Source organism: Halosimplex rubrum, from assembly GCF_013415885.1.
Taxonomy (GTDB): domain Archaea; phylum Halobacteriota; class Halobacteria; order Halobacteriales; family Haloarculaceae; genus Halosimplex; species Halosimplex rubrum.
Genome location: NZ_CP058910.1, coordinates 4200802 through 4224930 on the forward strand (window position 1 = coordinate 4200802; position 24129 = coordinate 4224930).

Annotated in this window: 21 protein-coding genes; 9 read left to right on the top strand and 12 right to left on the bottom strand. The window is 69.6% G+C overall.

Annotation, left to right across the window (positions count from 1 at the left end):
• Positions 1 to 4: 4 nt before the first annotated feature.
• Positions 5 to 1075: an ArsA family ATPase gene (locus HZS55_RS21150; protein WP_179909511.1), complete on the bottom strand. Its 1071-nt coding sequence runs from the start codon at positions 1073 to 1075 to the stop codon at positions 5 to 7.
• Positions 1076 to 1374: 299 nt separating this feature from the next.
• On the opposite strand from HZS55_RS21150, the gene ddh reads away from it, so the two are divergent.
• Entirely contained in the window at positions 1375 to 2316 is a 942-nt protein-coding gene (ddh, locus tag HZS55_RS21155) for a D-2-hydroxyacid dehydrogenase (protein WP_179909512.1), read from the top strand.
• A 75-nt stretch (positions 2317 to 2391) separates the two neighbouring features.
• On the opposite strand, the gene HZS55_RS21160 is transcribed toward ddh, so the two are convergent.
• Together HZS55_RS21160 and HZS55_RS21165 are read right to left on the bottom strand one after the other, a co-directional pair.
• Complete coding sequence (locus tag HZS55_RS21160) at positions 2392 to 3357, bottom strand: NADPH:quinone reductase (protein WP_179909513.1); 966 nt, start codon at positions 3355 to 3357, stop codon at positions 2392 to 2394.
• 590 nt (positions 3358 to 3947) lie between these two features.
• Positions 3948 to 4394: a TRAM domain-containing protein gene (locus HZS55_RS21165; RefSeq protein WP_179909514.1), complete on the bottom strand. Its 447-nt coding sequence runs from the start codon at positions 4392 to 4394 to the stop codon at positions 3948 to 3950.
• Positions 4395 to 4762: 368 nt separating this feature from the next.
• Here HZS55_RS21165 and HZS55_RS21170 point away from each other — a divergent pair, with 368 nt between their 5' ends.
• The 3 genes from HZS55_RS21170 (at position 4763) to HZS55_RS21180 (ending at position 7907) form a co-directional block, all read left to right on the top strand.
• Positions 4763 to 4957, top strand: a complete 195-nt coding sequence (locus HZS55_RS21170) for an HVO_2922 family protein (RefSeq protein ID WP_179909515.1) — start codon at positions 4763 to 4765, stop codon at positions 4955 to 4957.
• Positions 4958 to 5197: 240 nt separating this feature from the next.
• Positions 5198 to 6544: a sodium:calcium antiporter gene (locus HZS55_RS21175; protein WP_179909516.1), complete on the top strand. Its 1347-nt coding sequence runs from the start codon at positions 5198 to 5200 to the stop codon at positions 6542 to 6544.
• A 55-nt stretch (positions 6545 to 6599) separates the two neighbouring features.
• Entirely contained in the window at positions 6600 to 7907 is a 1308-nt protein-coding gene (locus HZS55_RS21180; protein WP_179909517.1) for a heptaprenylglyceryl phosphate synthase, read from the top strand.
• A gap of 33 nt (positions 7908 to 7940) precedes the next feature.
• Here the strand turns inward: HZS55_RS21180 and HZS55_RS21185 are convergent, their stop codons facing one another.
• Entirely contained in the window at positions 7941 to 9218 is a 1278-nt protein-coding gene (locus HZS55_RS21185; RefSeq protein WP_179909518.1) for a hypothetical protein, read from the bottom strand.
• A gap of 280 nt (positions 9219 to 9498) precedes the next feature.
• Between HZS55_RS21185 and HZS55_RS21190 the strand changes: the two genes are divergently transcribed.
• On the top strand, positions 9499 to 9645 hold the full coding sequence (locus tag HZS55_RS21190; protein WP_179909519.1) for a DUF7535 family protein: 147 nt from the start codon (positions 9499 to 9501) through the stop codon (positions 9643 to 9645).
• A 47-nt stretch (positions 9646 to 9692) separates the two neighbouring features.
• Here the strand turns inward: HZS55_RS21190 and HZS55_RS21195 are convergent, their stop codons facing one another.
• The 3 genes from HZS55_RS21195 to HZS55_RS21205 are packed head-to-tail and all read right to left on the bottom strand — an operon-like array spanning position 9693 to position 12567.
• The gene (locus HZS55_RS21195) at positions 9693 to 10481 is read right to left on the bottom strand and encodes a polyprenyl synthetase family protein (RefSeq protein ID WP_179909520.1); all 789 of its coding nucleotides are present in this window, start codon (positions 10479 to 10481) and stop codon (positions 9693 to 9695) included.
• Between the two features lie 2 nt (positions 10482 to 10483).
• Complete coding sequence (locus HZS55_RS21200) at positions 10484 to 11968, bottom strand: MATE family efflux transporter (protein ID WP_179909521.1); 1485 nt, start codon at positions 11966 to 11968, stop codon at positions 10484 to 10486.
• Complete coding sequence (locus HZS55_RS21205) at positions 11968 to 12567, bottom strand: TetR/AcrR family transcriptional regulator (protein ID WP_179909522.1); 600 nt, start codon at positions 12565 to 12567, stop codon at positions 11968 to 11970. Before HZS55_RS21205 ends, HZS55_RS21200 begins: the two co-directional genes overlap by 1 nt.
• A gap of 179 nt (positions 12568 to 12746) precedes the next feature.
• On the opposite strand from HZS55_RS21205, the gene HZS55_RS21210 reads away from it, so the two are divergent.
• On the top strand, positions 12747 to 13337 hold the full coding sequence (locus HZS55_RS21210) for a TetR/AcrR family transcriptional regulator (RefSeq protein ID WP_179909523.1): 591 nt from the start codon (positions 12747 to 12749) through the stop codon (positions 13335 to 13337).
• Positions 13338 to 13346: 9 nt separating this feature from the next.
• On the opposite strand, the gene HZS55_RS21215 is transcribed toward HZS55_RS21210, so the two are convergent.
• The 4 genes from HZS55_RS21215 to HZS55_RS21230 all read right to left on the bottom strand — a co-directional run bounded on the left by HZS55_RS21215 (position 13347) and on the right by HZS55_RS21230 (position 18329).
• Positions 13347 to 13778: a zinc ribbon domain-containing protein gene (locus tag HZS55_RS21215; RefSeq protein ID WP_179909524.1), complete on the bottom strand. Its 432-nt coding sequence runs from the start codon at positions 13776 to 13778 to the stop codon at positions 13347 to 13349.
• Positions 13779 to 13854: 76 nt separating this feature from the next.
• Positions 13855 to 14727, bottom strand: a complete 873-nt coding sequence (locus tag HZS55_RS21220; RefSeq protein ID WP_179909525.1) for a VOC family protein — start codon at positions 14725 to 14727, stop codon at positions 13855 to 13857.
• Positions 14728 to 14835: 108 nt separating this feature from the next.
• Entirely contained in the window at positions 14836 to 15864 is a 1029-nt protein-coding gene (locus HZS55_RS21225; protein WP_179909526.1) for an LLM class flavin-dependent oxidoreductase, read from the bottom strand.
• Positions 15865 to 16001: 137 nt separating this feature from the next.
• Entirely contained in the window at positions 16002 to 18329 is a 2328-nt protein-coding gene (locus tag HZS55_RS21230; protein WP_246308442.1) for a VWA domain-containing protein, read from the bottom strand.
• A 601-nt stretch (positions 18330 to 18930) separates the two neighbouring features.
• On the opposite strand from HZS55_RS21230, the gene HZS55_RS21235 reads away from it, so the two are divergent.
• Complete coding sequence (locus HZS55_RS21235) at positions 18931 to 19863, top strand: PAS domain S-box protein (protein ID WP_179909528.1); 933 nt, start codon at positions 18931 to 18933, stop codon at positions 19861 to 19863.
• Here HZS55_RS21235 and HZS55_RS21240 read toward each other — a convergent pair.
• On the bottom strand, positions 19787 to 21334 hold the full coding sequence (locus tag HZS55_RS21240; protein ID WP_179909529.1) for a PAS domain-containing sensor histidine kinase: 1548 nt from the start codon (positions 21332 to 21334) through the stop codon (positions 19787 to 19789). The genes HZS55_RS21235 and HZS55_RS21240 overlap by 77 nt on opposite strands.
• A 212-nt stretch (positions 21335 to 21546) precedes the next feature.
• On the opposite strand from HZS55_RS21240, the gene HZS55_RS21245 reads away from it, so the two are divergent.
• Together HZS55_RS21245 and HZS55_RS21250 are read left to right on the top strand one after the other, a co-directional pair.
• On the top strand, positions 21547 to 22311 hold the full coding sequence (locus tag HZS55_RS21245) for a pirin family protein (protein WP_179909530.1): 765 nt from the start codon (positions 21547 to 21549) through the stop codon (positions 22309 to 22311).
• A 289-nt stretch (positions 22312 to 22600) separates the two neighbouring features.
• Complete coding sequence (locus HZS55_RS21250; protein WP_179909531.1) at positions 22601 to 23587, top strand: alpha/beta hydrolase; 987 nt, start codon at positions 22601 to 22603, stop codon at positions 23585 to 23587.
• The last annotated feature ends 542 nt before the right edge of the window (positions 23588 to 24129 follow it).

The following is a 24129-nucleotide window of genomic DNA, read 5'->3' on the forward strand; positions in this document are numbered from 1 at the left end:
CCGCTCACTCCTCCAGACACGCGGCGACGATCCGGAGCGTCCGTTCACCGTGGACCTCCTCGGCGAACAGCGGGACGCGCCGCACGTCGTGGCCGCCGAAGACCTCCTGAGAGCGCGCGAGCGCGTCGCGCTGCACGTCCCACCGGCGCTGACAGAACTCGCAGTCCTCCAGGTCGGGCGCGACGAACCAGTCGGCGTCCACGTCGGCCACGTCGGTCAGGTCCTGCATCACCCGGTTGACGACGACGGTCCCGACCGGCACGTCGAACTCGTCGAGCCGGGAGAGCAGGCGCTCCGACTCCAGCACCGACAGCTCCTCGGGCACCATCACGACGCGGAAGTCCGTCTGGGTCGGGTCCTGCAGCACGTCCCGCAGCTGTTCGATGCGGTCGCTGAGGACGCGCAAGTCGTCCAGGCCCTCTTCGGGGTCCACGTCACCGTCGTCGCCGCCGAACATCCCGCCGAGGTTCTCCATCATGCCGCCCATCCGCTCGCGCATCGCGAGCACCTTGCCGAGCATCGAGTCCATCACGTCCGGGAGTTCGAGCAGCCGCAGGGTGTGGCCGGTCGGCGCCGTGTCGACGACGACGCGGTCGAACCGCGGGTCGTCCATGTAGCGGATGAGCAGCCTGATGGCGGCGGCCTCGTCGGCGCCGGGCATCGACCCGCCCAGCGGGTCGACCATCTCCTCGCCCGCCCCGCCCAGCATCTCGCCCAGCCCGCCCATCGCGCCGCCCGCCCCGCCGAGACCGCCGCCGCCCTCGGCGAAGGGGCCGTCCTCCAGCGCGGCCTCGGGGTCGATCTCCGCCGCGTAGAGGGGCACGTCCTCGCGGATCTGCGCCGGCTCGGCCGGGATCTCGGTCTCCAGCGTGTCCGAGAGCGAATGGGCCGGGTCGGTGGAGACGACGAGCGTCGCGGTGCCGTCGCGGGCGCTCGCTAGCGCCGTCGCGGCGGCCATCGTCGTCTTCCCGACGCCGCCCTTGCCCCCGTAGAGGACGTACTCGGGCGCGTCGACCCCCGACGGGACCGCGTCGTCGTCGATGTCGTCGACCGCTTCCACGTCGATCTCGCTCATACGTTCGTGTGAACCCGGCGGGCGGATGTATCCGTCGGACCGTCCCGAACGGGACGGACGGTCGTCGCGCGCGCTGCTCAGTACAGGTGGTGCAGTTAGTGGTCGATCCCTAGTCGATCGTCCGCGAGCGAAGCGAGCGGTTCACCGCCGGAGCCGTCGAAGACGGCGGAGGCGGCCTTTTTCACCCATGTTTTTGCGCCGAGTGGTTCCCGCAGCGAACGGAGTGAGCGAGGAAACCCGAGGCGGAAAAAGATGGTTTCGCAGAAACAGTTACCGGCGAGCCGCGTCTACGGCCACCCATGCGACTCGACCGGATCGGCGTCGACGAGTCGGTCGCGGCGGTGTTCCCGCCGGCGCGGCTGGTCGACCGACTCGCCGACGCGACGGACGAAGCGGGTGTCGACGTGACCGCGGTCGACGGCTCGCCGGACGCCCTGGCCGACTGTGACGCCGTCGTCACGCTCGAACACCGCGAGACCTACCTCGACCTGTCGTGGGTCCACTCGATCCAGGCCGGGGTGGACCGCTTTCCCCGCGAGCGCCTGCGCGAGGGGAACGTCGTTCTGACGAACAGCACCGGAATCCACGGGGACGCCGTCGGCGAGACGGTCGCGGGGTTCGTCCTCGCCCTGGCTCGGCGCATCCACGAGTACGCCGCGGCACAGACCGACAGCGAGTGGACCAGACCCGACTGGGACGAGGCCTGGACGGTCGCGGGCGAGCGGGCCTGCGTCGTCGGTATCGGCGGCCTCGGACGGGGGATCGTCGACCGACTGACCGGACTCGGACTCGACGTGGACGGCGTCCGGCGCACGCCCGTTCCCGAACCGGGCGTCGACCGCGTGTACACGACGGACCGACTCCGCGAGGTCATCGGGGACGCGCGGTTCGTCGTCCTCGCGGTGCCGCTGACCGACGCGACCCGCGGATCGATCGGCCGCGACGAACTCGCCGCGATGGACGACGAGGCGTACCTGATCAACGTCGCCCGCGGCGGCGTCGTCGACCAGTCGGCGCTGGTCGCGGCGCTTCGGGACGACGAGATCGCCGGCGCCGCGCTGGACGTGTTCGAGACCGAACCGCTCCCCGCCGACTCGCCGCTGTGGGACCTCGAAGACGTGATCGTCTCCCCCCACTGCGCGGCCTACACTCGCGACTACTACCGCCACGTGAGCGAGATCGTCACCGAGAGCGTCCGCCGGATCGCCGACGGCGACGAGCCCGTCAATCGCGTGGTCTGAGCGATCGACTCGCCTCGGCCGGCCCCTCGTTTGACGCTCCGCCGGCGGAGTCACGGGCGCCCGTCGGCAGCAGAGTCAGGGCTCGACGACGAGCTTGCCGAAGAAGCTGTCCTCCAAGACCGCGCGCTGGGCCTCGCCGGCCTCCTCGAGGTCGTAGCTGCGGGCGCACTCGATCGACAGCCGGTCGCGTGCCATCAGGTCGGCGACGCCGGCCAGTCCCACCCGCAGGTCCGGCATGTTGAACATCGACATGAACTGGTAGGACACGTCCTTCGAGCGGGCGGCGCCGTCGTTCGTGAACCCCGGGTCGGGGCTGTTCTCGCCGATGCCGACGACGCGGGCGCCCTGGGCGGCCACGTCGGCGTCGAACTGGAGGTAGTCGTCCAGGCGGTGGTCCAACACCGCGTCGACGCCGCCGTCGGACGCCTCGGTGACGGCGTCGGCCAGGTCGTCGCGGCCGTAGTCGAGGACGGTGTCGGCGCCCAGCGCGGACAGGTCGTCGTGATAGCCCTCGCCGGCGGTCGTGATCACGCGGGCGCTGACGGCGTCGGCGACCTGGACGGCCGCGTGGCCGACGCCGCCGGAGCCGCCGTGGACGAGGCAATGTTCGGCCGGGTCGAGGGCGGCGTGGTCGACCAGCGCGCGCCAGGCGGTCACCGCAGCGACGCCCGCGGCGCCGGCCTCGGTCAGGTCGACGCCGTCGGGCAGCGCGACGACGCGGTCGGTGGGGACGGTCGCGTACTCGGCGTAGGCGCCCTGGTGGCCGCCGTTGCCGATGCCGGTGCCGAACACCCGCTCGCCCTCGGCGAACTCGGCGACGCCGTCGCCGGTCGCGGCGACGACGCCCGCGAAGTCGACTCCCGGCGTGAACGGGAGGGCGACGGGCTCGTACGAGCCGTCGCGGAAGTAGGTGTCGACGGGGTTGACGCCGGCCGCCGCCACCTCGACGAGCAGTTCGTCCGACGCCGGGGTCGGACGGTCGGTCTCCTCGACCCCGAGGGCATCGGGGCCGCCGTGGTCGTGCAGGCGGACTGCGCGCATATCGGTCGAACGAACGGGTCGGCGCCGGTTAACTGTGGCCGTCGGCTCGTGCCATCCCCTCGGCGCCCGCCTCGCGACCGACCGCCGGGCCCGTCGTCGCAGTCGACGCCCGACCGCCGGACCGCGCGGCGACGGTCGCTCGATGCCTAACTGCTGAGGCCCTGCGACCTTCCGTCTCCAGGCCCTACTCCGAGATGGCTCGTGTGACCGCGAGCCCCATCCGACCACGGATGCACCCACCCGCAACCCACACCGTCCGCACCCACCCGTTCCCGCGCTCGGGGGAGCGTAGGAACCCTACCCTTTCCGGATCCCACCGTGCCGGCGACCGCTCGACGTCCCTCGCCGCACTTCCGTTTTCACCCGCCGAACGCACCGAACAGCGGCAGTGATCGGTCGAACCGCGCCGTCGTCACCAGCCGCTCGTCACCGCCGAAGCCGCCTTCGGCGTCGCGCACCTCGTCGGCGTTCGGCCGCAGGTCCGAGCCCAGCGCCGGCCTCGGTGTCGCTGGACACGCGTTCGGCCCCGACAGCCACTTGTCAGTTGCTCCGGAGGGGACGGCGTGTCAACAGCCGACAGGGGACCGCTCTCACTCGTAGTAGCTGCGCCGCTCGACGACCTCGGCGAAGGCGACGTTCTCGCGCACGTCCGTGATCTCGACGGTGACGCGCTCGCCCTGGTCGGTGTCGGGGACGATGACGACGAACCCGCGCTCGACGCGAGTGATCCCGTCGCCCTGCTCGCCGATGTCCTCGATCTCGACGGTGCGCTCCTCTCCCTCCTCGACCGGGGGCGACCGGCCAGACCGGTCGTCGGTCCCCCGGTCGCCACGCTCCGCTCGCGTCGCGTCGTCGGCGTCGTCCCCTTCGTCGTCGCCGCCGCTCGACGGCGAGGGGACCAGCGCCACGCGATACGTGTCGCCGGCCGCGAGCGAACCCGTTCGAACCTCTCGTTTCGGGACCTCGACGACGTAGGACCCGTCCCGTTCCTCGACCTGCGCGGAAAACAGACAGCGAAGCTGATCGGAGATCTCCATTCGTAGCGTCTATCTCCCACGCAGGCGGCCGGTCCACTTGGTTCTATCGTGTGCCGAGCGACACGACGCGACCGCGGCTGGTCGATTCGAAAGCGGGCGGGCCCGGGCAGGGCCCGCCGCGAAACAACGAACGGTGGGGTGTGGGGCGGTTCGGGGTGACCCCCGAACGGAGTGGATGGCTTCAGTGTCCGTGTGTGCGGACGGATCGGTCTGAGGGCGTTCGCGTCATAAGCTTTGTCCCGACCGGGTCGCAGGCCCCGTCGCGAGACCGACTCGTCGGCCGACCCAGCGCTTTTGTCACCCGCGAACGACGACGCGTGGCGGTCGTCGGACGATTTAAGAGAGCGACGGGAGTATCGCGGCACCGAATGACGAACTCGGGAACCTTCGAAGTGTATCGGGACAGCGCCGGCGAGTGGCGGTGGCGGCTCGTCGCCACCAACGGGAACATCATCGCCGACAGCGGTGAGGGGTACAACTCCAAGCAGGGGGCCAAGCGGGGTATCGACAGCGTCCGCCGCAACGCACCCGACGCCGACGTGGAAGTCCTCCCCGACTCCTGACGCCCGCTCGACCGACTCGCCCGGCCCGCCCGGTCCGCCGACGGCCGCGACGGCGCCGCTCGCCCTCGTTGTCCCCCGAAACGCACGCATTTACCCGTTTTGACACCTATCCGTCCGATTCTCTCCCCCTCCCGCCGAACGGGCGATTCGGCCCAGTCGTCCGCCCACACCGGTCGGATCGGCCGTATCGTCGATATCTTGTGGATTATACGTTCCGGCCGGGTCGACTCCGACGAACGCATGTCTCGGTTGCGCCATCCGCTCGTCGCCGTCGCCGTCGCGCTGGTACTGACCGTGCCCTGGATCGGGGCCTTCCTCTCGTTCGGCGGGTACGGGACCGTCCACCCCGGCGAGAATATCACGCCCGTGCTGGCGGTCCTCGTCGCCGGGGCCGCGATCCTCGGGGCCGCGTTCTTGCTCGCGTGGGCCGCCGAGACCGCCGAGAAGGACGTGCCGCGGGCGTTCGCCATCGCGGTGCTGGCGGTGCTGGCGGTCGCGCCCGAGTACGCCGTCGACGCGCTGTACGCCTGGCAGGCCGGCGCCGGGTCGACCGAGGCGGCCAACCTCGCGGTCGCGAACATGACCGGCGCCAACCGCATCCTCATCGGGCTCGGCTGGTCGGGCATCGCCCTGTTCAGCATCTACCGCGCGACGCAGACGGCGGACCCGGCCGTCGAGGAACGGTCGGGCCGTCTCGCGAACGTCGTCACGCTCGACCGCGACATCTCGCTGGAGATTACCTTTCTGCTGGCCGCGACCGCCTACGCCTTCTTCGTCCCGCTAGGCGGCGGCATCGGACCGCTCGACACGGCCGTGCTCGTCGGGCTCTACCTCGCGTACCTCCTGATCGTCGTCCGCGGCGACGTGGAGGAGTCCGAGCAACACGTCGGCGTCCCCGCCTACTTTCAGGGGTTCTCGACGGTCCCGCGGGTCGCGGTCGTCCTCCTCGGGTTCGCCTTCTCCGGGGCGCTCATCTTCACCGCCGTCCACCCCTTCGCCGAGGGGCTCGAACGGCTCGGGCTGCAGTACGGCGTCCCGAAGTTCTTCATGGTCCAGTGGCTCGCGCCGCTGGCCTCCGAGAGCCCCGAGCTGATCGTCGTCGCCTACCTGGTCAACAAGGCGCGGACGACGGCGGGGTTCAACGCGTTGATCTCCTCGAAGCTCAACCAGTGGACCCTGCTCATCGGGACGCTCGCGGTGGTCTACTCCATCTCCGCCGGCGCCGTCGGGACGCTGCCGTTCGACGGGAAACAGGCCGCCGAGATCTGGATCACGGCCGCCCAGAGCTTCTTCGCCATCGCCATCCTGGCGAACTTCTCGATCAGCACTCGCGAGGCGCTCGCGCTGCTCGCGCTGTTCGCCAGTCAGGTCCTCGCCGAGTTCGTCGTCGTCCAGACGGTCGCCGAGCCGGCCGCGGCGGAACTCAGCATGGCGATCCTCTACGTCTACACCGCCGTCTACGTCGTCCTCGGCGCCGCGCTCGTCGTCCGCCGCCGCGAGAGCGTCCGCGCCCTGTTCGGCCGCACCGTCGCGACCGCCCGCGAGGCCGTCGGGTCGGAGTCGCCGCGACCAGACCACGCGGACTGATCGCCACTCTCCCGAAACCGGGAGTTTAACCTTCGACAGCCACCTCCCGGACGGTATGTCGCTCGGCTCGTCGCTCGGTCGCTCGCTGCGACGATGCGTCGCCGCGGCCGGGATCGGCGCGGAGACGCTCGGCTCGCTGGACACGAACCCGGTCCCCGCCGACTGGCGCCACGTCACCAAAGTCGACCCGGAGACGGCGAAGCTGCTCCCGGTCGCCTACCCGCTCTACCTCCGTCACACCGACGCCGTCTCGGTCGGCGGGTCGAGCGCCGTCACCGCCGAGAACACCGAGGAGACGTTCCGCCTGCTGGCCCGCGCGCCGGTCCCCGCCTTCCACGAGCCCAGCGAAGCGCGTCACGTCACCGAACGGACCCGCGAGCTGGCCGCCTTCCTCGCGCTGCCGGAGGTGCTCAACGGCGAGACGGAGGCGCTCGTCGGCACGCTCGGCGAGGGGCTGGCCTACATCCGCGACGAGATGGTCCCCGCGTTGCTCCGCGAGAAACTCCCCGGCCCCCTCTACCGGCTGGTCGGCGACCCGCTCGTCGACTTCGCGACGAGCTGGCTGCTGGCGGAGGCGGTCTTCGAGGCGTACATCGTCCAGAACCCGGCGAGCGCGGCGGCCCGCCGCAGCGGCGTCGACGAGTCGGACGTGCTCTCGCCCGCCGTCGCCCGGGAGCGAGCGATGGTGGCCGACCGCCACCTCGACAGCGAGGTCGTCTACGTCGAGTACTCGGGCACCTACGGCGGCGACGAGGCCGCCGACGTGCTCCGGGCGGTCGCCGACTCGGTCAACGGCGCGCGGGTCTGGTACGGCGGCGGGATCGACGACCGCGAGAAGACCGTCGAGATGCTGGCGGCGGGCGCCGACACGGTCGTCGTCGGTGACTGCTTCCACGACGTGGCCGACGAGGAGGTCGCGGTCTGCGCCCGCGCGGTCGAGGCGCTCGGCGTCGCCCCCTCGGCCGACGAGATCCGGTCGTGGTTCGACGCCGAAGTCGACCCCGCCGAGACGGCCGCGGCGCGCTACCTCCGGACGACGCCCGGAGTCGACGACCCCGTGGCCGCCGCCGAGCGCGCGCTACTCGCCGCGCTCGCGCTCTGTTTCGGCGCGCTCCCGGCGGCCGTCGGCGAGGAGGGGGAGCCAGCGGCGAAGCGCGCGGACCGGCTGCTCTCGGCGGTCGACCCCGGCGCCGTGACCCGGCTGGCGGCCGCGCTCACGGACGGGGACGGCGACGGGAGCGGGAACGCCGACGCCGCCCTCGGCGACTACTGCGGCCGCGTCGCCGCCGCGCTGTCCGATACCGACCCCGAGCCCCAGCGGGTCCGGCACCTGAGTCTCTCGAAGCTCTCGGTATCCCGGTGAGCGCGGCGAACGGGCGACCGAACGACGGCAGAACTACCGGTCTCGGCGCCCCGGACTGCCCGGGAGGACGCCGGGGTCGCCCGAGAGGTAGATGTACTCGGCGGCGATGCCCGTCAGGATGGAGTCGGAGTCGACGGCGTACTCGATCGCGCGGTCGAGGTACGTCGCGGAGATGTCGACGACGCGGTCGTAGGCCTCGGCGTCGTCGTCGGCGACGATGTACTCGGCGGTGACGGGGGTCAGCTGGGTCTCCGCGCGGTCGGCCGCGAAGTCGTCCACGTCGTCGAGCCAGACCTGCGCGCCGATGATCGCCAGGACGACGGCGTGCTCGAACGCCGGTTCGACGGCGATATCGGCCGCCCGGAACATCTCGATCATCCCCTCGTAGATGACCCCGACCCGCTCGTACTGGGTCTTGCAGTAGGGCCACCCCTGCTCCTCGGCGGTCAGCGACCCGGCCTCGCCCTCGAAGTCGGCGAACTTGTACTCCGCCTCGATGCGCTCGACGGCGGCCTCGGGGTCGCCGTCGTTCCCGTCCGCGTCACCCTCGCCGAGCGCCCGCGCCATCAGCTCGCGGAAGTGCTCGTCGTCGGCCTGGTGGGTGTTCGACTCCGCGACGGCGGACTCGTAGGCCTCCCGGACCGCGTCGGGGACCCCCTCCATCTGCGCGTCGACGCGTTCGCGGAGCCGCGACTGGGCGATCCGGGCGGCCCGCTCGCGCTCCGCGTCGTCGAGCGCCGGGTCGGTCTCGAAGTCCTCGTACTCCGCGTCGTTGATCGCGTCGCGCATGTCGCCGTCGAGTAGCGCCTCGGTGCAGAGGCGGGCGACCCGCTCGACGCGGCCGACGAACTCGACCTGCTCGCTCGCCTCGCGGCGCAGTCGCTCCCGACGGGTCGGGTCCGTCCCGCCGCCGAGCGACGGGACGGGCCCCCCGGCCGACCGCGTCGGTTCGTCGGTGACCGGGTTGTAGCCGTCGCAGTCGTCGAGCGCTCGGCGGTAGAGATAGCCCAGCGTCAGCTCGACGGGCAGCGTCAGCTTCGTCTCGTATCGGAACTCGACGTCCTCGTAGCCGAGTTCGGCCTCGAGTTCGGCCTCGATAGCGCCGTAGGCGTCGTCGAGAAATCCCTCGAGGGTGTCGTCGACCCACGACTTGATCCGCAGCGCCGTGAGGTCGAGTTCGCCCGTCCGCGCGTAGAACCGGGCGACGGCGCGGAACGACAGCGGCAGCCGGTCCCGCTCCGACGCCCACCGCGCGGCCGAGCCGAGCGGGGTCGAGCCGAGCGAGGGCGACGAGCCCGATCCGGAACTCATGGCGCGTCTGTTCCCCGGCGGCGTTTGTATAGCTGTTGAAACCGCCGGCCCCCGTCGGCAGCGGTGCCGACCGGCGTCGAAGCGCTCGCTTCGCCGCCTCGGCTGACCGACCAGTAATCTACGACACGGAACGAACGATCCGTTTCGACTTCGAACGCTGCCGTACTCCCGCAAAAATCGCCTGGAAGCCCATCTCCGCCGTCTGCGTGCCCGACCGTTCGCTGCGGATCGTACTAACCGATCAGTTAGCTTTTCGGTCGGTCGGTGCGTACGCTCGGCCATGGCGAGATCCGTCAGTCCGCGCCGGTCGGACAGGTCGAACACCGAGATGACGACCGTCGGGTATCTGGTCGCGGTGCCGCTGTTCGCGCTGTTGCTCCCGATCGCGCCCGTGTTGCTCGTCCTCTGGCTGGTCGACCGGCTCTGAGCGGCGCTCGTCCGGCCCTCGGTCGAGCGGGTCCGACCCCCCCGCGATCACTCGCTCCGCCCTGCGTCGCCGAGCCGACGAAGCGGCGACGCGTCGGCACTCGACGGCAGCGCAGCGAGCGCTCGCTGTCCTTCTTCCCGGCGGCGGGTCGCGTATTCGTCGAGTCGCTCCACCGGGCGCTCGGGGACGACCACCATCGCCGAACCGGGCTCGCGGTCGAGCGCCCGTCGGATCGTGCGCGCCGCGGCGAAACAGCGGCCCGCCCGCGCGAGGGGGTCGCGATGGCGCTCGTCCGCGTCGGTCAGCCGGGCGCCGAGGACGGCGGCGGCTTCTCCGAGCCGTCCCGCGGTCCGTTCGACGAGCGCGACCCGGTCCGGGAGCGACTCGCCCGTCTCGACGTAGGTGTCCGCGAACGCCCCGGAGACGGCTTCGAGCGCGTCCGTAACCTCCTCGAAGCGGTCGCCGTGACCCGGGTCGTCGGCGGCCGCGAGCGCCGAGTACGCTCCCGAAGAGAGGTAGTCGCCCGCGAGGAGCGTGGCGACCTCGTCGCGGGTGAACGCGTGCGGGCGGCTGTCGGTGAGCTGGACGAGCAGTTCGCTTCGGAGCCGGCAGTACCCGCAGAGCAGCTCCACCGCCGCCGCGGCGGGGACCGCTCGCTCGGTGTCCGGCTCGTCCGCGAGCGACCGGTAGGCGCCGGCGACCAGCTGGCCGTACCAGCGGTCCTCGGCGGCCTCGACGGTCTCGCGAGCGAGCGCGAGTCCGGCGCCGTCGGCGCCGTCCAGCGCCGATTCGAGCCGCGACTCGATCGCCGAGCGCGGGACGACGGTCGGCCCCACGGTCAGTCGTCGCCCGTCGAGCTCTCGACGCCCGTCGGCTCGGCGTCGACGCTCTGTTCGGTCAGTTCGGTCCCCTTCCAGGTGCCCCGGCGATACCACAGGACGGCGATCACCGCGCCGACGACGTTCGAGACGGCGAAGGAGAGCCAGACCCCCGTCTCGCCGAGCGGGTCGGCGGCGAACCAGGCTATCGGGAATCGGACGACCCCGAGCATCGCGACCGAGATGGCCGCGGCGGTGAGCGTCCGGCCGGCGCCCCGGAAGCTCCCGGTGTAGGCCCGGGTGATCCCGATGAACCCGAACGTCAGCGCGACGTAGCGGAGGAACTGCGCGCCCGCCGAGACCACCTGGTCGGCGTTCGCTTGGTCGGCGCCGACGAACACCGAGACGATGGGCTCGGGCACGAGGAAGACGACGACGCCCGCGAGCGTGAGGATGCCGAACAGCACCTTGGCCGCGAGATTGGCAGCCGCTTCCGCCCGTTCGGGTTTGTCCGCGCCCATGTTCTGGCCGGTCATCGTCTCGACGCCGCGGGCGACGGCGATGGCCGGCAGGACGATGACCGAGAAGACGCGCGTCCCGATGCCGTACGCGGAGACGACGGGGTCGGAGAACGTGGCGACGACGAACAGCAGGAGGTTCATCGACAGCGCTCGTCCCATCCCCTCGACGGACGCCGGGAGACCGATCCGGACGAGCCGGCCGAGATACGACAGGTCCGGGACCATGTCGCCGAGGTGGATCTGGACGCCGCGGTCGCCCCGGAACATGATCGCCAGCCCGACGACCAGCGCGAGCCCGCGGGAGAACACCGTCGCGACGGCCGCGCCCTGTATCCCGAGTTCCGGGAAACTGACCGTCCCGACCAGCGGCGCCGACTCGACGACCGTCCACCCGAAGATCAGGAACGGGTCGAGGACGATGTTGAGGACGACCGACCCGAACATGACGAGCATCGGCGTGATCGTGTCGCCGTAGCCCCGCATGAGCGCGATGAACACGAAGAAGCCGAACATGAACAGCAAGCCCAGGGAGATGACCTCCATGTAGCTCGACGCCAGCGGCAACACGTCCTGGGAGGCGCCCATCAGCGAGAGGAACTCGCCGACGACGAAGTAGCCGACGACGCCAAGGACCAGCGAGACGATGGCCGCGAACGTGACCGTCTGGGAGGCGGCGTACTCGGCCTCGCGGGGCTCGTCGGCGCCGGTGAACTGCGCGACGAGGACGCTCCCGGCGACGGAGATACCGGTCCCGAAGGAGATGAGCAAGAACACCATCGGGAACGCGAAGCTGATCGCCGCCAGCGCGTCCGTGCTGTACTGGCCGAGCCAGAACGTGTCCGCCAGGTTGTAGGCCGTCTGGAAGAGGTTCGTGACGACGATCGGCATCGCGAGGAAAAAGAGCGGTTTGCCGATCTCCCCCGACGTGAGGTCGAAGTCCTCGGGCCCCTTGAACAGGGCGTCGAGTCGGCTGCGCAGTCCCATCAGCCGGGCACCTCCGTCGGCCCGTCGGCGACCAGATGACGCTCGGCGTAGCGCGTCATCGTCTCGGCCAGGCGGTCGGACGAGCGGTCGACGGTCGCCCGTCGCGTGTGCGCGCCGGAGATGGCCGTCACGATGAACTCGGCCGCGACCGCCGGCTCGACGTCGTCGTCGAACGCACCGGCCGCGACGCCGTCGGCGACGATCGACTCCACCCGTTCGAGGAGGAACTCGTCGAACCGCTCCAGCCGCGTCCGGATCGCGTCGTCGTAGGGCGCCTGCGCGTTCACCGCCAGCATCGCCGTCCGCAACTGCTCGCCGGCGGTCCCCTCCCCGTCGGCGAGGACCGTCTCGAAGAGCCCGACGAGCCGCTCGCGCGGCGCCTCGCCCTCGACAGACTCGATCCGCTCGGTGTAGCGGTCGTAGAGGTAGTCCAGAAACTCCGCGAACAGCGTCTCCTTGTCGTCGTAGTAGTAGTGGATCAGCCCCTTGCTCGTCTCGGCCTCCGCGGCGATATCTTCGAGGGTCACGTCAGCGTAGCCACGGTCGCAGAGCGCTCGATGCGTCGCCGCCAGAATCTCCGTCGCTGCGTCGTCGTCCATCGGTCGATAGCGAACTTACTAACTAGTTAGTCAAAAACGTTTGGACTCGGGATCGGTCCGATATCGGGGGAGAGTGGGCGCTACCGACGCCGGTGGTGACCCGACTGTCCGCTATCCGTGGGTATCGACTGACGAGGTGGTCACAACTGTTAACCCGGCGAGCGCGGAACTGATAGGTGATGGCCGATCCAACGGAGGGGAGCTTCTCGGAGCCGGAAACGGAGATCATGCGGGCGACGTATCGGGCGCTCCGGGAGCACGGGTACGCCGACCTCACGATCAAGCGGATCGCCGCGGAGTACGGGAAGTCGACCGCCGCGGTCCACTACCACTACGACACGAAAGACGAGCTGCTCGTCGCCTTCCTCGACTACCTGCTCGAACGCTTCGTCGACACGATACGCGACGTGGAGACGACCGACCCCCACCAGCGCCTCGACCTGCTCCTCGACGAGCTGATATTCGCTCCCGAGGAGCACCGCGACCTGGCGATCGCGATGCTGGAGATGCGCGCCCAGGCCCCCTACAAGCCCGACTTCCGCGAGCGCTTCCGCGGGAACGACGAGTACACCCGCTACATGATCAAGGCGGTGATCAACCACGGGATCGACGAGGGAGAGTTCGACGACGTCGACGCCGACCACGTGACGCGCGGCCTGATGACCATCGTCGACGGCGCCCGGACCCGGGCCGTCGTCCTCGACGACACCGACGCGCTCGAAACCGCGCGGCGGACCGCCGAAGAGTACGTCGACGCCACGCTGACCTGACGAGGCCGGTCAGTCGTCCGAGTCCTCCGCCGCGTCGACCGGCTCGACTTCCAGCCCCGAGAGGTCCGTCGTACACCAGTGACAGAAGTCGATGCTCGGGTCGAGTTCCCGACCGCAACTCGGACAGTGCGTGACCGCCCCGTCCGGTGTCGCGGTGATCCGGGCGACGGCGTTGTGCGCTCGAGCGACCAGGTACGCGTCGATCACGCTCAGGGCCCCGACGAAGACGACGGGCGCGACCGCGAGCGGGTCGACCGGGTCGCCGCCGACCAGCGCCGTCAGCGCCGCTCCGTCGACGAACAGGAAACTCACGCCGAGCAGGGCGACCAGCCACCCGGCCGCGCGGCGCACCCGCCGGAGGTAGACGTGTCCGAGCCCCGTCGCGAGCACCGCGAGCACCGCGGCGAGCCACGGTCGCTTCCGCGAGACGGATCGGTCCATGGAGTTACTAACCGATTAGTCAGCCATAAGTCTTGTCCGATCTCGCGACGGGACCGGCGACGGGACCGGCGGCCGACTACGGCTCGGGCGTCGCCGACGCCGTCCGGAACCGGACGTCGATCCCGTCGGGGTCGGTCACTTCGAAGCCGTCCTCGCGGTCGGTCACCGGAACGCCGGCGGCCGAGAGGCGACGGCGGGCGGTCGCGACCGTGTCCGCGTCGGGCAGCAGGAACTCGAACCACGCCAGGCCGCGGCCGCCCGCCGGGTCGGTGCGACCGTTCCAGCTGTTGATCCCGACGTGGTGGTGGTAGTCGCCCGCGGCGAGAAACGAGGCGCCCCGCGCCTCGGTCCGGACGCCCAGTCCCAGCCGGTCGACGTAGAACGCCCGCGCCCGGTCGAGCGACGACACTTCGAGGTGGACGTGTCCGATATCCGTCCCGGGCGGTGCCTCGGCGGCGCCGTCCGACTCGGCGGCGAGGTCCGACAGGTCCAGCGGCACCGTCCCGATCTCGACCGTGCCGTCGTCGGCGCGCGGCCACTCCTCGCGCCGACGGTCCGTGTACACCTCGACGCCGTTGCCCTCGGGGTCCGTGCAGTACAGCGCTTCGCTGACGTGGTGGTCCGAAGCGCCGTCGAGCGCCCCGCGCTCGCGGATCCGTTCGAGCGCGGCGCCGAGCGCCCCGCGGTCCGGGACTCGGAACGCGGTGTGGAACAGCCCGGCCTGTTCGCGCCGCCTCGGCGCCGCGTCCGGGTCACCAACCAGTTCCAGCAGCGGCGTCTCGCCGGCGCCGAGCGTCGCCGCCCGTTCGCTCCGGGTCCGAACGGCGAGCCCGACGACGTCCCGGTAGAACGCGACCGTCTCGTCCACGTCCGCGACGGTCAGCGCCGTCCGGCCCATCCGGGCCGTCTCCGGAACGACGGGGTCGTTCGTCTCGCTGGCGTCGGTCATCCCCTCGACATCGGAGTCGAGCGCATATGTAGTTCAGGCGGCATCAGTGTAACCGGCTCATCCGGTGGGGCTGAACCCCACGCGGCACCGACCGTCGGGACCGGCCCGTCACCGGCCGTCGAGGCCGACCCCGTCGGCGAGCAACTCGTGGGACCGCAGCGCGTCCTCGTGAGTCGGCGCGGACTGCTGGATCATCACCTCGTCGACGCCCACGCGGTCGGCCAGTTGGTCGAGCAGGCCGGCCAGCGTCTCCGGACTCCCCGAGATCGATCGCGGCCACTCGTCGGCGTCGAGCCGATCGGGCGTCGGCTCGGGAACCCCGCCGAGTTCGTCGATCGCCTCCTCCACCGTTGGCGGCGACCCGACCTCGCCGCGCTGCATCCGGCGGAAGACCGCCTCGGTGACCGATCGCAACCGAGCGGCCTCGCCGTCGGTCTCGGCGCAGACGGCGTTGACGGCGACCATCCCCCGCGGTTCGTCGATCCCGCCGGTCAGCTCCGAGGGTTCGAACGCCGCGCGGTAGGTCTCGAAGGCGCGGGTCGCGAATTGCGGGCGGATGAACGCCGCGAAGCAGTAGGGGAGGCCGAGTTCGGCCGCGACCTCCGCGCTCGACGGGCTCGATCCGAGCACCCACGGCACCGCCGGTCCCTCGGCCGACCCCGGGATCTCGATATCGCCGTAGGGGTGCTCGTCGGGGAAGTCGCCGTAGAGGTGCGAAGCGACCGCTTCGACCTTCTCGGCGTGGTCGCCGTCGGGGTCTTCGACGTGACGGTCGGTCCCGAGCGCCCGGTCGACCGCGGGAGAGCCGTTCGCCCGGCCGAGCCCGGCGTCGACCCGCCCCGGCGCGAGCGCGTCCAGCGCGCCGAACTGCTCGGCGACCTTCAGCGGGCTGTAGTGGTTGAGCAGGACCGCACCCGAGCCCAGTCGGATCGCGTCGGTCTCGGCCGCGAGGTGGCCCAGGAGCACCTCGGGCGTCGTCCCCGCGAGCGTCTCGGCGCGGCCGTGGTGTTCGGCCACCCATAACCGGGTGTAGCCGAGTCGCTCGGCCTGCTGTGCGGCTTCGACCGTATTCGCGTACGCCTCGGTCGCGGTGCCCGAGTCGGGGACGGGAGAGAGATCGACGATGGACAGATCCATACCGACGCTGTGGGATGGCGGGGGAAAACGGTTCGGCTCGCGGCGATCCGCGGACCGGCTCCGGAGGTGGTCGACCCGCGGTGAGGCGTACTACGTCCTGCTCACCCGGTCGGCGTGGGCCTCCCGGACTAGCGTGGTCACCGTCTCGGCCGCATCCGCCTCGACCGACGACGGGACCGTTGCGGTCGGCGAATCGCCGACGCGCCCGGCCGCCGAGACAGACCGAATCCCGACGGGGCGAGCGACCGGGACCCGCTACCCGCGAGGTCGTCGGCCGACACCTCGGTGCCGTTGATCCGGATCGTCACGTTCGTCTCGGCCGAGATCCGTGTGAAGTTCTCGATCGTCCCCTCGAACCTGTAGGCGTCGCCGTACCCGGCGTTGCCGGTGAACCCGTCGATGATCGTCCGCCCGTCGTCGGTCCGCCTGATCTCGTCGTTGGCCTCGGCTTTCACTCGCTGGGAGACGTTCGCCTTCTCGGCGGTGCCGTCGAGGACGATCTCGTACTCGTACTCGCCCTGCTCGCTCGCGACGATCTCGAGCAACGACTTGCGCGGCGAGCGGACCTCCGAGGGGTCGAGCACGCGAACGTCGTCGTAGATCCAGCGGTCGCCCGCACCGTGGCCGAAGAAGCCGATGCCGCCGCTCGTCGGTGCCCCCTGTGGCTCGGGTGCGCGGATCGTCCCGAGCGGCGCGCTCGCGTTCGCTATCGGCGCTTCGTAGACTCTGAGGGCGATATCGTCGGTCGAGGCGGCCCAGTCGACTTCGACCGTGTAGAACGTGTCCCGTCGGAAGTCGACGGCGGTCGTGCCGAGCGTCCGGTCGGAGCCGTTGGGCCGGTCGTACTGCAGGCGGACCGTGTCCGTCTGCGGCTCGAGCTCGACCTCGTACCGGTTGTTGAACCCGCTGTCGGGCTGCTGGCCGAACTGGAACGTCGTTCGGAAGTCCCAGTCCCCGTACGTTCCGACGTCGAACCGGAGCACGTCTCCCCTCTCGGGGTAGGTGTCGAGGCCGCTGAACGACGCGATCTCCGCGGGGTCGTCGCTCCCCGCGTACTGCAACGCACCGTCTCCCTCGGTGGTCGTCGTCGTGTTCACTCGCCAGGCCTCTTTCGATCCGGCGAGGGGGACGTACTCCGAGAGGGTTCCGTCCTCGAAGTCGTCGACCGACTCCGGCCGGATCGGGTCGGCGCTCCCGACCGCGACCGCTTCCGTCCCGACGTCGCTGGCCCCGCAGGTCTTCTCGACGGCGAGTCGCACGCTGTTAGTGCTGGCGTTGTCGTAGCTGTGGGTGACGTTCCGGCCGACCGCGTCGACGACGCCGTCGTTGTCGAAGTCCCAGCGGTAGGCGACGATCTCGCCGCCGTTCGGGTCGCTCGCGTTCGCGTCGAACTCGACCGGCTGGCCCGCGACGGGGTCGCTCGGCGTGTACTCGAAGGCGGCCTCGGGCAGCGGCGCGCACGGCGCCTGATAGCTCCCCGTTCCCGACCCGGCGTCGCCGCCGCGCTCCGCGGTCAGTTCGACCGTTCGGTTCGTCCCGTCGGTCGCCGTGTCGTTCGTCGTGTAGGTGACCCTGTACTCCGCGGTGAGGCTCTCGCTGATGTCGGCGTAGATGTCCGCGAGCTGGGAGCTGTTGGGGGACCTGTAGTAGCTCCCGCCGGTCTCCGCCGCGAGGCGGCGGAGGTTCCCCTCGTTCACGTCTCGTCCCAGTCCGATCGTGTACACCGGGACGCCGGTCGCCTGCGCGTCCTCGATAGCGGCGTTCACGTCGTAGGGCGGGTAGTTGTTCCGCCCGTCGGTGAGGACGATCACGGCCGAGCGACCGACCCTCGACCCCGCCTCTTCGATGCCCTCGCTCGTGGCGCGCCAGAGCGCGGTGTCCCCTCCGGTGGCGATCCCGCCGACGGCGCGGCCGAGGCGGTCTGTATCAGTCGTCCACCGCTGAGTGAACTCGATCCGGCTCCCGAAGTCGATGGCGAGCCCCTCGTCGCCGGCGCCGAGTTGGTCGACGAACCGGCCGGCCGCGGTCCTGGCGTCCCGGATCTTCGTCCCTCGCATGCTCCCGCTCCGGTCGATCACCAGCGCCGCACTGACGTTCGAACCCCGCACCCCGGTCGCGGGTTCGACCGACTCGATCGGCTGGTCGGTCCCCTCTTCGGCGAGGTCGAAATCCTCGGCGGTGAGGCCCGTGACGGGGTCACCGCTCTCGTTCCGCACGCTGACGTAGGCCGTGACCGTCGGGAACTCCGGGCGAGCGATCTGCCTGACGGTCACCTCGAGGCTCCCGTTCGACGCCGAACCGTTGTCGGTCTGCTGCCGGGCCGAACGGTGTCCCGCCGGTTCGGACCGTTCGTCCGCGACCTCGCTCGTTGCGGGGGGCTGCCAGGTCTCTCCCCCCGACGAATCGGCGCCGTTCGACCCGGCAACCGGAACCGCGACCACCGGCGCGACGACGCTCACGAGCATGACCACGACACCGAACGACGCTCCGATCGCGCGCTTCGACGGCCGCCGCTCGAGTATCCGGCCCCCCGACGGACGACTCCGGCTCACGGGCGCGACACCTCCCGTCGCAGGGGTCGACCGCCCGACCGGCCGCGATACCCCGGCGAGCGGCGACGCGCGTCCCGCGCCGCCCGCCGCGGACTGTTTCCCCCGGCCGACCGCACTCCGCCGTCCGACGGTCCGCCCGACACTCGATACCGTACCGACGGTCTCCCGGCGCGGGCGCCGTCCGCAGCCGGTGCCCGTCCGCGCTCTCTTCGATATCGGGTCCGATGCTCGTTTCGCCGCCCGAAGGGTCCACCCATGTCACAATATACCAAACACTGCCTAAAACCAATACTTGCCACAACGTGAGGGAGTTCGACCGACGATAGTTGCCAACTGAACGGGATATTAGTGACGGATGAAATTCAGTTTCCTCCGATGAGATTTCCGGTCCGGGCGGCCGGTGATTAGATTCGACACGGGAATTTTTGATGGCTGCTACGTACCCTCCAGTGTGGTTCGGACGGGTTCGGGCTCCGATGTCGTCTGCGTGGGCGTTCGGCAAGCGGACCGTCTCGTGGAGCGCCTCGAAACCGAACTGGAGCACGCTTCCGTCCGGGCGGTCCCGTCACCGGCGACGCTCACCGACCGAACTCCGGGGGCCGACGCGTGTCTCGTCGCTGTCGTCGACGAACGGGCGCTGGAGATCGACGACATCGAGCGACTGACGTGCCACGAGAGGCCCGTCGTCGCCTTCGTCACCCCGTCGGCCGGCCGGGCCGACGCGGCGCTGGCTTCGGGTGCGACCGATGTCGTCACGGCAGCCGGTCCCGACCGGTTCGCGGTACTATCCCACCGTCCCGAAACCCTGGGCGTGGACCACGCCAGCGGCGGTGCCGACCGGGCGCCCACCGCGCAGTTCGAAGCGCTCACGAACAACGATTCGTTCGCGGTCCTGACGGTCGACACGGAGAGTTGCGTCCAGTACGCCAGTCCCGCAACCGAGGGGATCTTCGGCTACCCGCCGGCCGAACTGGAGGGGGAGTCGCTGACGACGATCATGCCCGAACGGTTCCACGAGAGCCACCACGAGGGGATCGCTGCGTACCTCGCGAGCGGCGAGCGCTCGCTGGACTGGTCGTGGATCGAACTCCCGGGGCGCCACCGGGACGGCACCGAGATCCCGCTGGGAATCTCCTTCGGGGAACACGTCACCGAGGACTCGCACCTGTTCAGCGCGGTCGTCAGGGACATGCGTGACCGATACGACCGGGAGTCGGACCCGCCATCGTCACCGACGCCAGCTGGCCTGGGCCCCGTGGAGACGGTTCGCCATCGAGACGGACGACGCGGTGGACGAATCCGTTTCGAACGGGGAGACGGGGGCTTCGACCGGTCCCTTGAACGGATCTCCACGATGGGACCGTCGCGCATCAGACCGGTCGGCCGCTCGTACCACAGCCGACGACCTCGAACCTGGTCCCGCCGTGAGCACTTTCGGTCACTCTGACCGTCCAGCCGTGGGCTTCCGCGATCTCTTTCACGATCGGAAGGCCGAACCCGGTTCCTCCCTCTCTCGTCGTGTAGCCGAAATCGAACACGGCGGTCCGCTCTCCCGCGGGAATCCCCGGGCCATCGTCCGCGACGTAGAAGCCGTCGCGTATCTCCCCGACGGTGATCGTCACCGTCGGGGAGCCGTGCTCGACGGCGTTGCGAAAGAGGTTCTCGAACAGCTGTCGCAGGCGGCTCACGTCCCCTTGTACCGTTCGCGTCGCCTCGATAGTCAGGTCCCCAGCGCCCGTCTCGATCATGTCCCAGCTCTGGGCGGCACAGTTCGCAAGCGAAACCGGCTCCGGGTCCTCGATGGACCTTCCCTGGCGAGCCAGCGTCAGAACGTCCTCGATGAGTTCGTGCATCCGCTCGTGAGCCGTCGCCACCCGGTCGATGTGTGGGGTCTCGGCGTCGTCCGGAACCATCTGGAGGTGGCCCATGGCCACGTTCAACGGGTTCCGCAGATCGTGGCTGATCACGTGTGCGAACTGTTCGAGCTGTTCGTTCCGGCGCCGAACTAGTTCCTCGGCCTGCTTGCGTTTGACCAGTCCGCCGAGATTTTTCGCAACGTCGGTCACGTCCCTGACGAGCGCTCCGTCACTGTCGCGCGCGTCGCGCAAGAAGAACACGAGGACCGCAACAACGGATTCCCCCTCCTCGGCTTTCACAGGGACGCCCAGGGCGGCGTGGAGGTCGCTTTCCGCGGCCAATTCGGTCCGGTGGAAGACGGACGCTGGCTCCTGTGAGGCGTCAGAGATCCACTCCTGCCGGCCTGACTCGTAGACACGTCCGGGAAGCCCCGAGCCGGGCACGAACGTCACGTCCGTGCTCCCCTCGAGGAACCGCTCGCAGTCGGCATCGTTCGTGTGGCCAGCGACGAATCTGAGTTCGTCACTCGTCTCCGCTGGTTGCCACACTTCGCCGTACGTCCACTCGGTGTAGTCACAGATCGACTGGAGCGCCGTCCGGAAGCCGTCTCGAAGCGTTTGTGCCGTGCCGATACAGCGACTCGTTTCGGTCAGCAACTGGCGTTTCTGTTTGGCCCGCTCGCGCTCGGTGATGTCCGTATAGAGGGCGATTCCGTCGATCGACTCCGACTCGGGACACGGGATGCTCCTGTGGAGGAACTCCCGAAGCCCACCGGCTGTCTCGCGTGTGAGCTGGTGTGAACTTATCTCGCCGCCTTCCGTGGTGCCGTCGATGTCATGCGCCTCCTCCTCGAAACCTGCCGGAACGATCCAGTCGTTGAGTGACTCTCCACAGATGTCCGCTGCTCCGTATCCGAACGTCTCTTCGAAGGCGTCGTTGACGTTCCGGACGATCGGCTCGTCGTCGACGAATTCGAACTCGACGACCGCATCCTGAATGTTCTCGATGAGATGCTGATACCGAACAGTCGGGTTCCGGTCCTCCAGGGTGAGAGCTGTCACCGACTCTTCCGCATCAGAGCGATCCACTCTGTGAACAGAAACCAGATAGAACGTATAAAGAAATCTGGTTGAAGCACTATTTGCGGCGGTGGACTCGATATGGGTGCGAGATCCATCGTTTCCGTCGCTGTTCGTTCGTGTCCACTCGGGTCGGTGTCATTGGCGCCACCCCGCGCAGAACCCATATACGGGTGAGAGCCAATACGTCGGTAATGGACGATTCGCTCCCCGCACGGACGCAGCCTCGCATCCACACAGCGCCGCGAACGGACGTGTCGCAGGATCAGGGCAAGTTCCGGATCCACTTCAACTTCCCCGGCCGGGCCGTCCCCGACCACGACGACCACGGCTACGGACCGCTCGCGACCGTCGTCGAGTCGTTCATGGACCCGGGAACGTTCATCCGGATGCACCAGCACCGCAACGAGGAGATCGTCTCCTGGGTCCCCGACGGTGTGATGCGCCACGACGACCGACAGGACAACGCCCTCGTGACCGACCCCGAGCATCTGATGGTGATGAACGCCGGCAGCGGCTTCTGGCACTCCGAAGAGACGCTGGCAGACGACCCACCGCTTCGGATGCTCCAGATCTTCGTCCGGCCTCACAGCCTCGACCTCGAACCGGGCATCCAGCACGAGCCGATTCCCGACCCCGTCCCCAACGAGTGGCGCCACCTGTTCGGGCCCGAGGGAACCGACGCCCCGCTGTCGGTCCGCAACGACGTCGACTGCCACGACTGTCGCCTGGAGGCCGACGCTACGACCACGCTGCCGTCCCGATCGGGCTGGCACACCTATCTGTACGTCTTCGACGGCGCCGTCGACGTCGGGGAAGAGTCCGTGGGCTACACCGAGAGCGCACTCGTGACCGACGAGAGCGAGGTCCCCGTCACCGCGACCGAGGACTCGACCGTCGTCGCGTTCACCATCAACCCCGATGCCCCGGTCACGCGCCAGGGTACGATCGGCCGCTGAAATACGGGCGAACGAACCACCGGTCGTGTGTCTCGTCCCCCGAGCGGGCGCGGACTCTCGATAGGGCCGCATTGTCGGGCGATAGTGGCACTCATCCGACCGGAGTTCCGGACCAGTTGTCTCCTCTGCGTCCCCCCGATTCCCCTGCAGCGTCGAACGAATGCCGCTGGTCGGACAGAGGCGTTGTCGCTCTCGCGGCGGCCAATCGGGTCTGGGTCGATCCACTCCAGTCGAGGCGAGTGCCGGAAACCGTAGTTCTATACCGGCTGCTCTGTCTTCTTCGGATATCATGATGGACGATGTCACCGTCCACGAGGGGATCACGTACGCCGACCGCGAGCCCGGCGAACTGAAACTCGACCTCTACGTCCCACACTGTGACGACCCACCGCTCGTCGTCTACGTTCACGGCGGCGGGTGGATCGCGGAGACGCGCTCGAACATCCCCGACCCCGAGCGGTACGCCGCCGAGTGGGACTGTGCGATCGCCAGCGTCAGCTACCGCCTCCAGGAGGCGCCCGACGGGGCGGCCGTCGAGGAGATGTACGACCCGACGAACCCGACCCCACGGGGGAGCTTCCCCGACCACTTCGTCGACGTGAAGGCCGGGATTCGATGGCTGCGCGCCCACGCCGGCGAGTACGGCTACGACGCCGACCGGGTCGCCGCGTGGGGCTCCTCCGCGGGCGGTCATCTCGCCCTCCTCGCGGGTGTCGTCGACGACGTCACCGACCTCGGAGATGCTTTTGCCGACGAGGTCGAGAAGACCGTCGCGCCCGACGAATCCGGTGCCGTACAGGCCGTCGTCAGCTGGTACGGCGCCGCCGACTTCACGCTCGTCGAGGACGACGTTGAGGGAATCATCCCACTGCTGATGGGCGGCCCCCAGTCCGACCACCCCGACCGGTACGCGCAGGCCAGTCCCGTCACGCACGTCACACCCGAGAGCCCGCCGACGCTGTTGATGCACGGCCGCGAGGACGAGGTGGTCGACGTGGAGCACAGCCACCGGTTTTTCGACGCCTTGGAGGAAGCCGGCGTGAACGCGGTCTTCTACGAACTGCGGGACCTGAACCACGTCTGGGTCGAGCGTGTCGAGGACATCGAGTCCGAACGCGTGGCGATGGACCTGCTCGCGGCCGACCTCACCCACGCCCAGTCGGTCTACGAGGCGACACACGTCGACGGGGGCGGGTCCCCCGACCCCCTGCTTGCGGACCTCCCGCCCGCGGGTCCCGAGGCGATCCAGCAGTTCCTCGACCGAACGATCCGATGAGTCGTTCCTGCGGTCGGGTAGCGGTTGCTGGGAGGGCCTACGGCGCCATCGATTCTCGGATCGTCGGTGACGGCCCGTTCGATGGATGTGGAGACGGGGTCGATCTGCTCGCTTGCTCGTCCGAAACCGGACTCGGATCGGGAGAAGGCAGAAGCCTCTGAGGGACTTAATTTCTGAACCCGGGTGCGAGAATTGAACTGGAACGGATGGTTCGCCCACTCCACCCTAGTCGCCAGCGACATATCGCTCGCCACCTACAACGGGATACTCCTCTGTGACACCAGTACATATCCAACCAAGAGGACACACTCCGACTGAGGGGATGCCATCCGCACCGCCCGCGCGGATAGTTGCCCGTGCAGGCGACTGTAGTGAACGCGAGCCCACCTCGCCCTTTCAGTCCATCAGGGTCGTAGTTGGGTTCACTGGTTTGGCCATTGGTTGGTCAAGTGTGTGGTGACGGCCCGCCCCGCTCGCCGCTTGCCGCCCTCCGCTTGCTCACGGCTCCCTTCGGTCGCCGTTCGCATCGAGGCGCTCCCTAC

Bases quoted from the DNA above. Each gene is read 5' to 3' on its own strand.
- HZS55_RS21210 (WP_179909523.1), top strand. From the start codon at position 12,747: ATGGCCGATCCAACGGAGGGGAGCTTCTCGGAGCCGGAAACGGAGATC.
- HZS55_RS21225 (WP_179909526.1), bottom strand. From the start codon at position 15,864: ATGGATCTGTCCATCGTCGATCTCTCTCCCGTCCCCGACTCGGGCACC.
- HZS55_RS21190 (WP_179909519.1), top strand. From the start codon at position 9,499: ATGGCGAGATCCGTCAGTCCGCGCCGGTCGGACAGGTCGAACACCGAG.
- HZS55_RS21150 (WP_179909511.1), bottom strand. From the start codon at position 1,075: ATGAGCGAGATCGACGTGGAAGCGGTCGACGACATCGACGACGACGCG.
- HZS55_RS21205 (WP_179909522.1), bottom strand. From the start codon at position 12,567: ATGGACGACGACGCAGCGACGGAGATTCTGGCGGCGACGCATCGAGCG.
- HZS55_RS21180 (WP_179909517.1), top strand. From the start codon at position 6,600: ATGTCGCTCGGCTCGTCGCTCGGTCGCTCGCTGCGACGATGCGTCGCC.
- HZS55_RS21200 (WP_179909521.1), bottom strand. From the start codon at position 11,968: ATGGGACTGCGCAGCCGACTCGACGCCCTGTTCAAGGGGCCCGAGGAC.
- HZS55_RS21245 (WP_179909530.1), top strand. From the start codon at position 21,547: ATGGACGATTCGCTCCCCGCACGGACGCAGCCTCGCATCCACACAGCG.
- HZS55_RS21250 (WP_179909531.1), top strand. From the start codon at position 22,601: ATGATGGACGATGTCACCGTCCACGAGGGGATCACGTACGCCGACCGC.
- HZS55_RS21165 (WP_179909514.1), bottom strand. From the start codon at position 4,394: ATGGAGATCTCCGATCAGCTTCGCTGTCTGTTTTCCGCGCAGGTCGAG.
- HZS55_RS21215 (WP_179909524.1), bottom strand. From the start codon at position 13,778: ATGGACCGATCCGTCTCGCGGAAGCGACCGTGGCTCGCCGCGGTGCTC.
- HZS55_RS21160 (WP_179909513.1), bottom strand. From the start codon at position 3,357: ATGCGCGCAGTCCGCCTGCACGACCACGGCGGCCCCGATGCCCTCGGG.
- HZS55_RS21185 (WP_179909518.1), bottom strand. From the start codon at position 9,218: ATGAGTTCCGGATCGGGCTCGTCGCCCTCGCTCGGCTCGACCCCGCTC.
- HZS55_RS21220 (WP_179909525.1), bottom strand. From the start codon at position 14,727: ATGACCGACGCCAGCGAGACGAACGACCCCGTCGTTCCGGAGACGGCC.
- HZS55_RS21175 (WP_179909516.1), top strand. From the start codon at position 5,198: ATGTCTCGGTTGCGCCATCCGCTCGTCGCCGTCGCCGTCGCGCTGGTA.
- HZS55_RS21230 (WP_246308442.1), bottom strand. From the start codon at position 18,329: ATGCTCGTGAGCGTCGTCGCGCCGGTGGTCGCGGTTCCGGTTGCCGGG.
- ddh (WP_179909512.1), top strand. From the start codon at position 1,375: ATGCGACTCGACCGGATCGGCGTCGACGAGTCGGTCGCGGCGGTGTTC.
- HZS55_RS21170 (WP_179909515.1), top strand. From the start codon at position 4,763: ATGACGAACTCGGGAACCTTCGAAGTGTATCGGGACAGCGCCGGCGAG.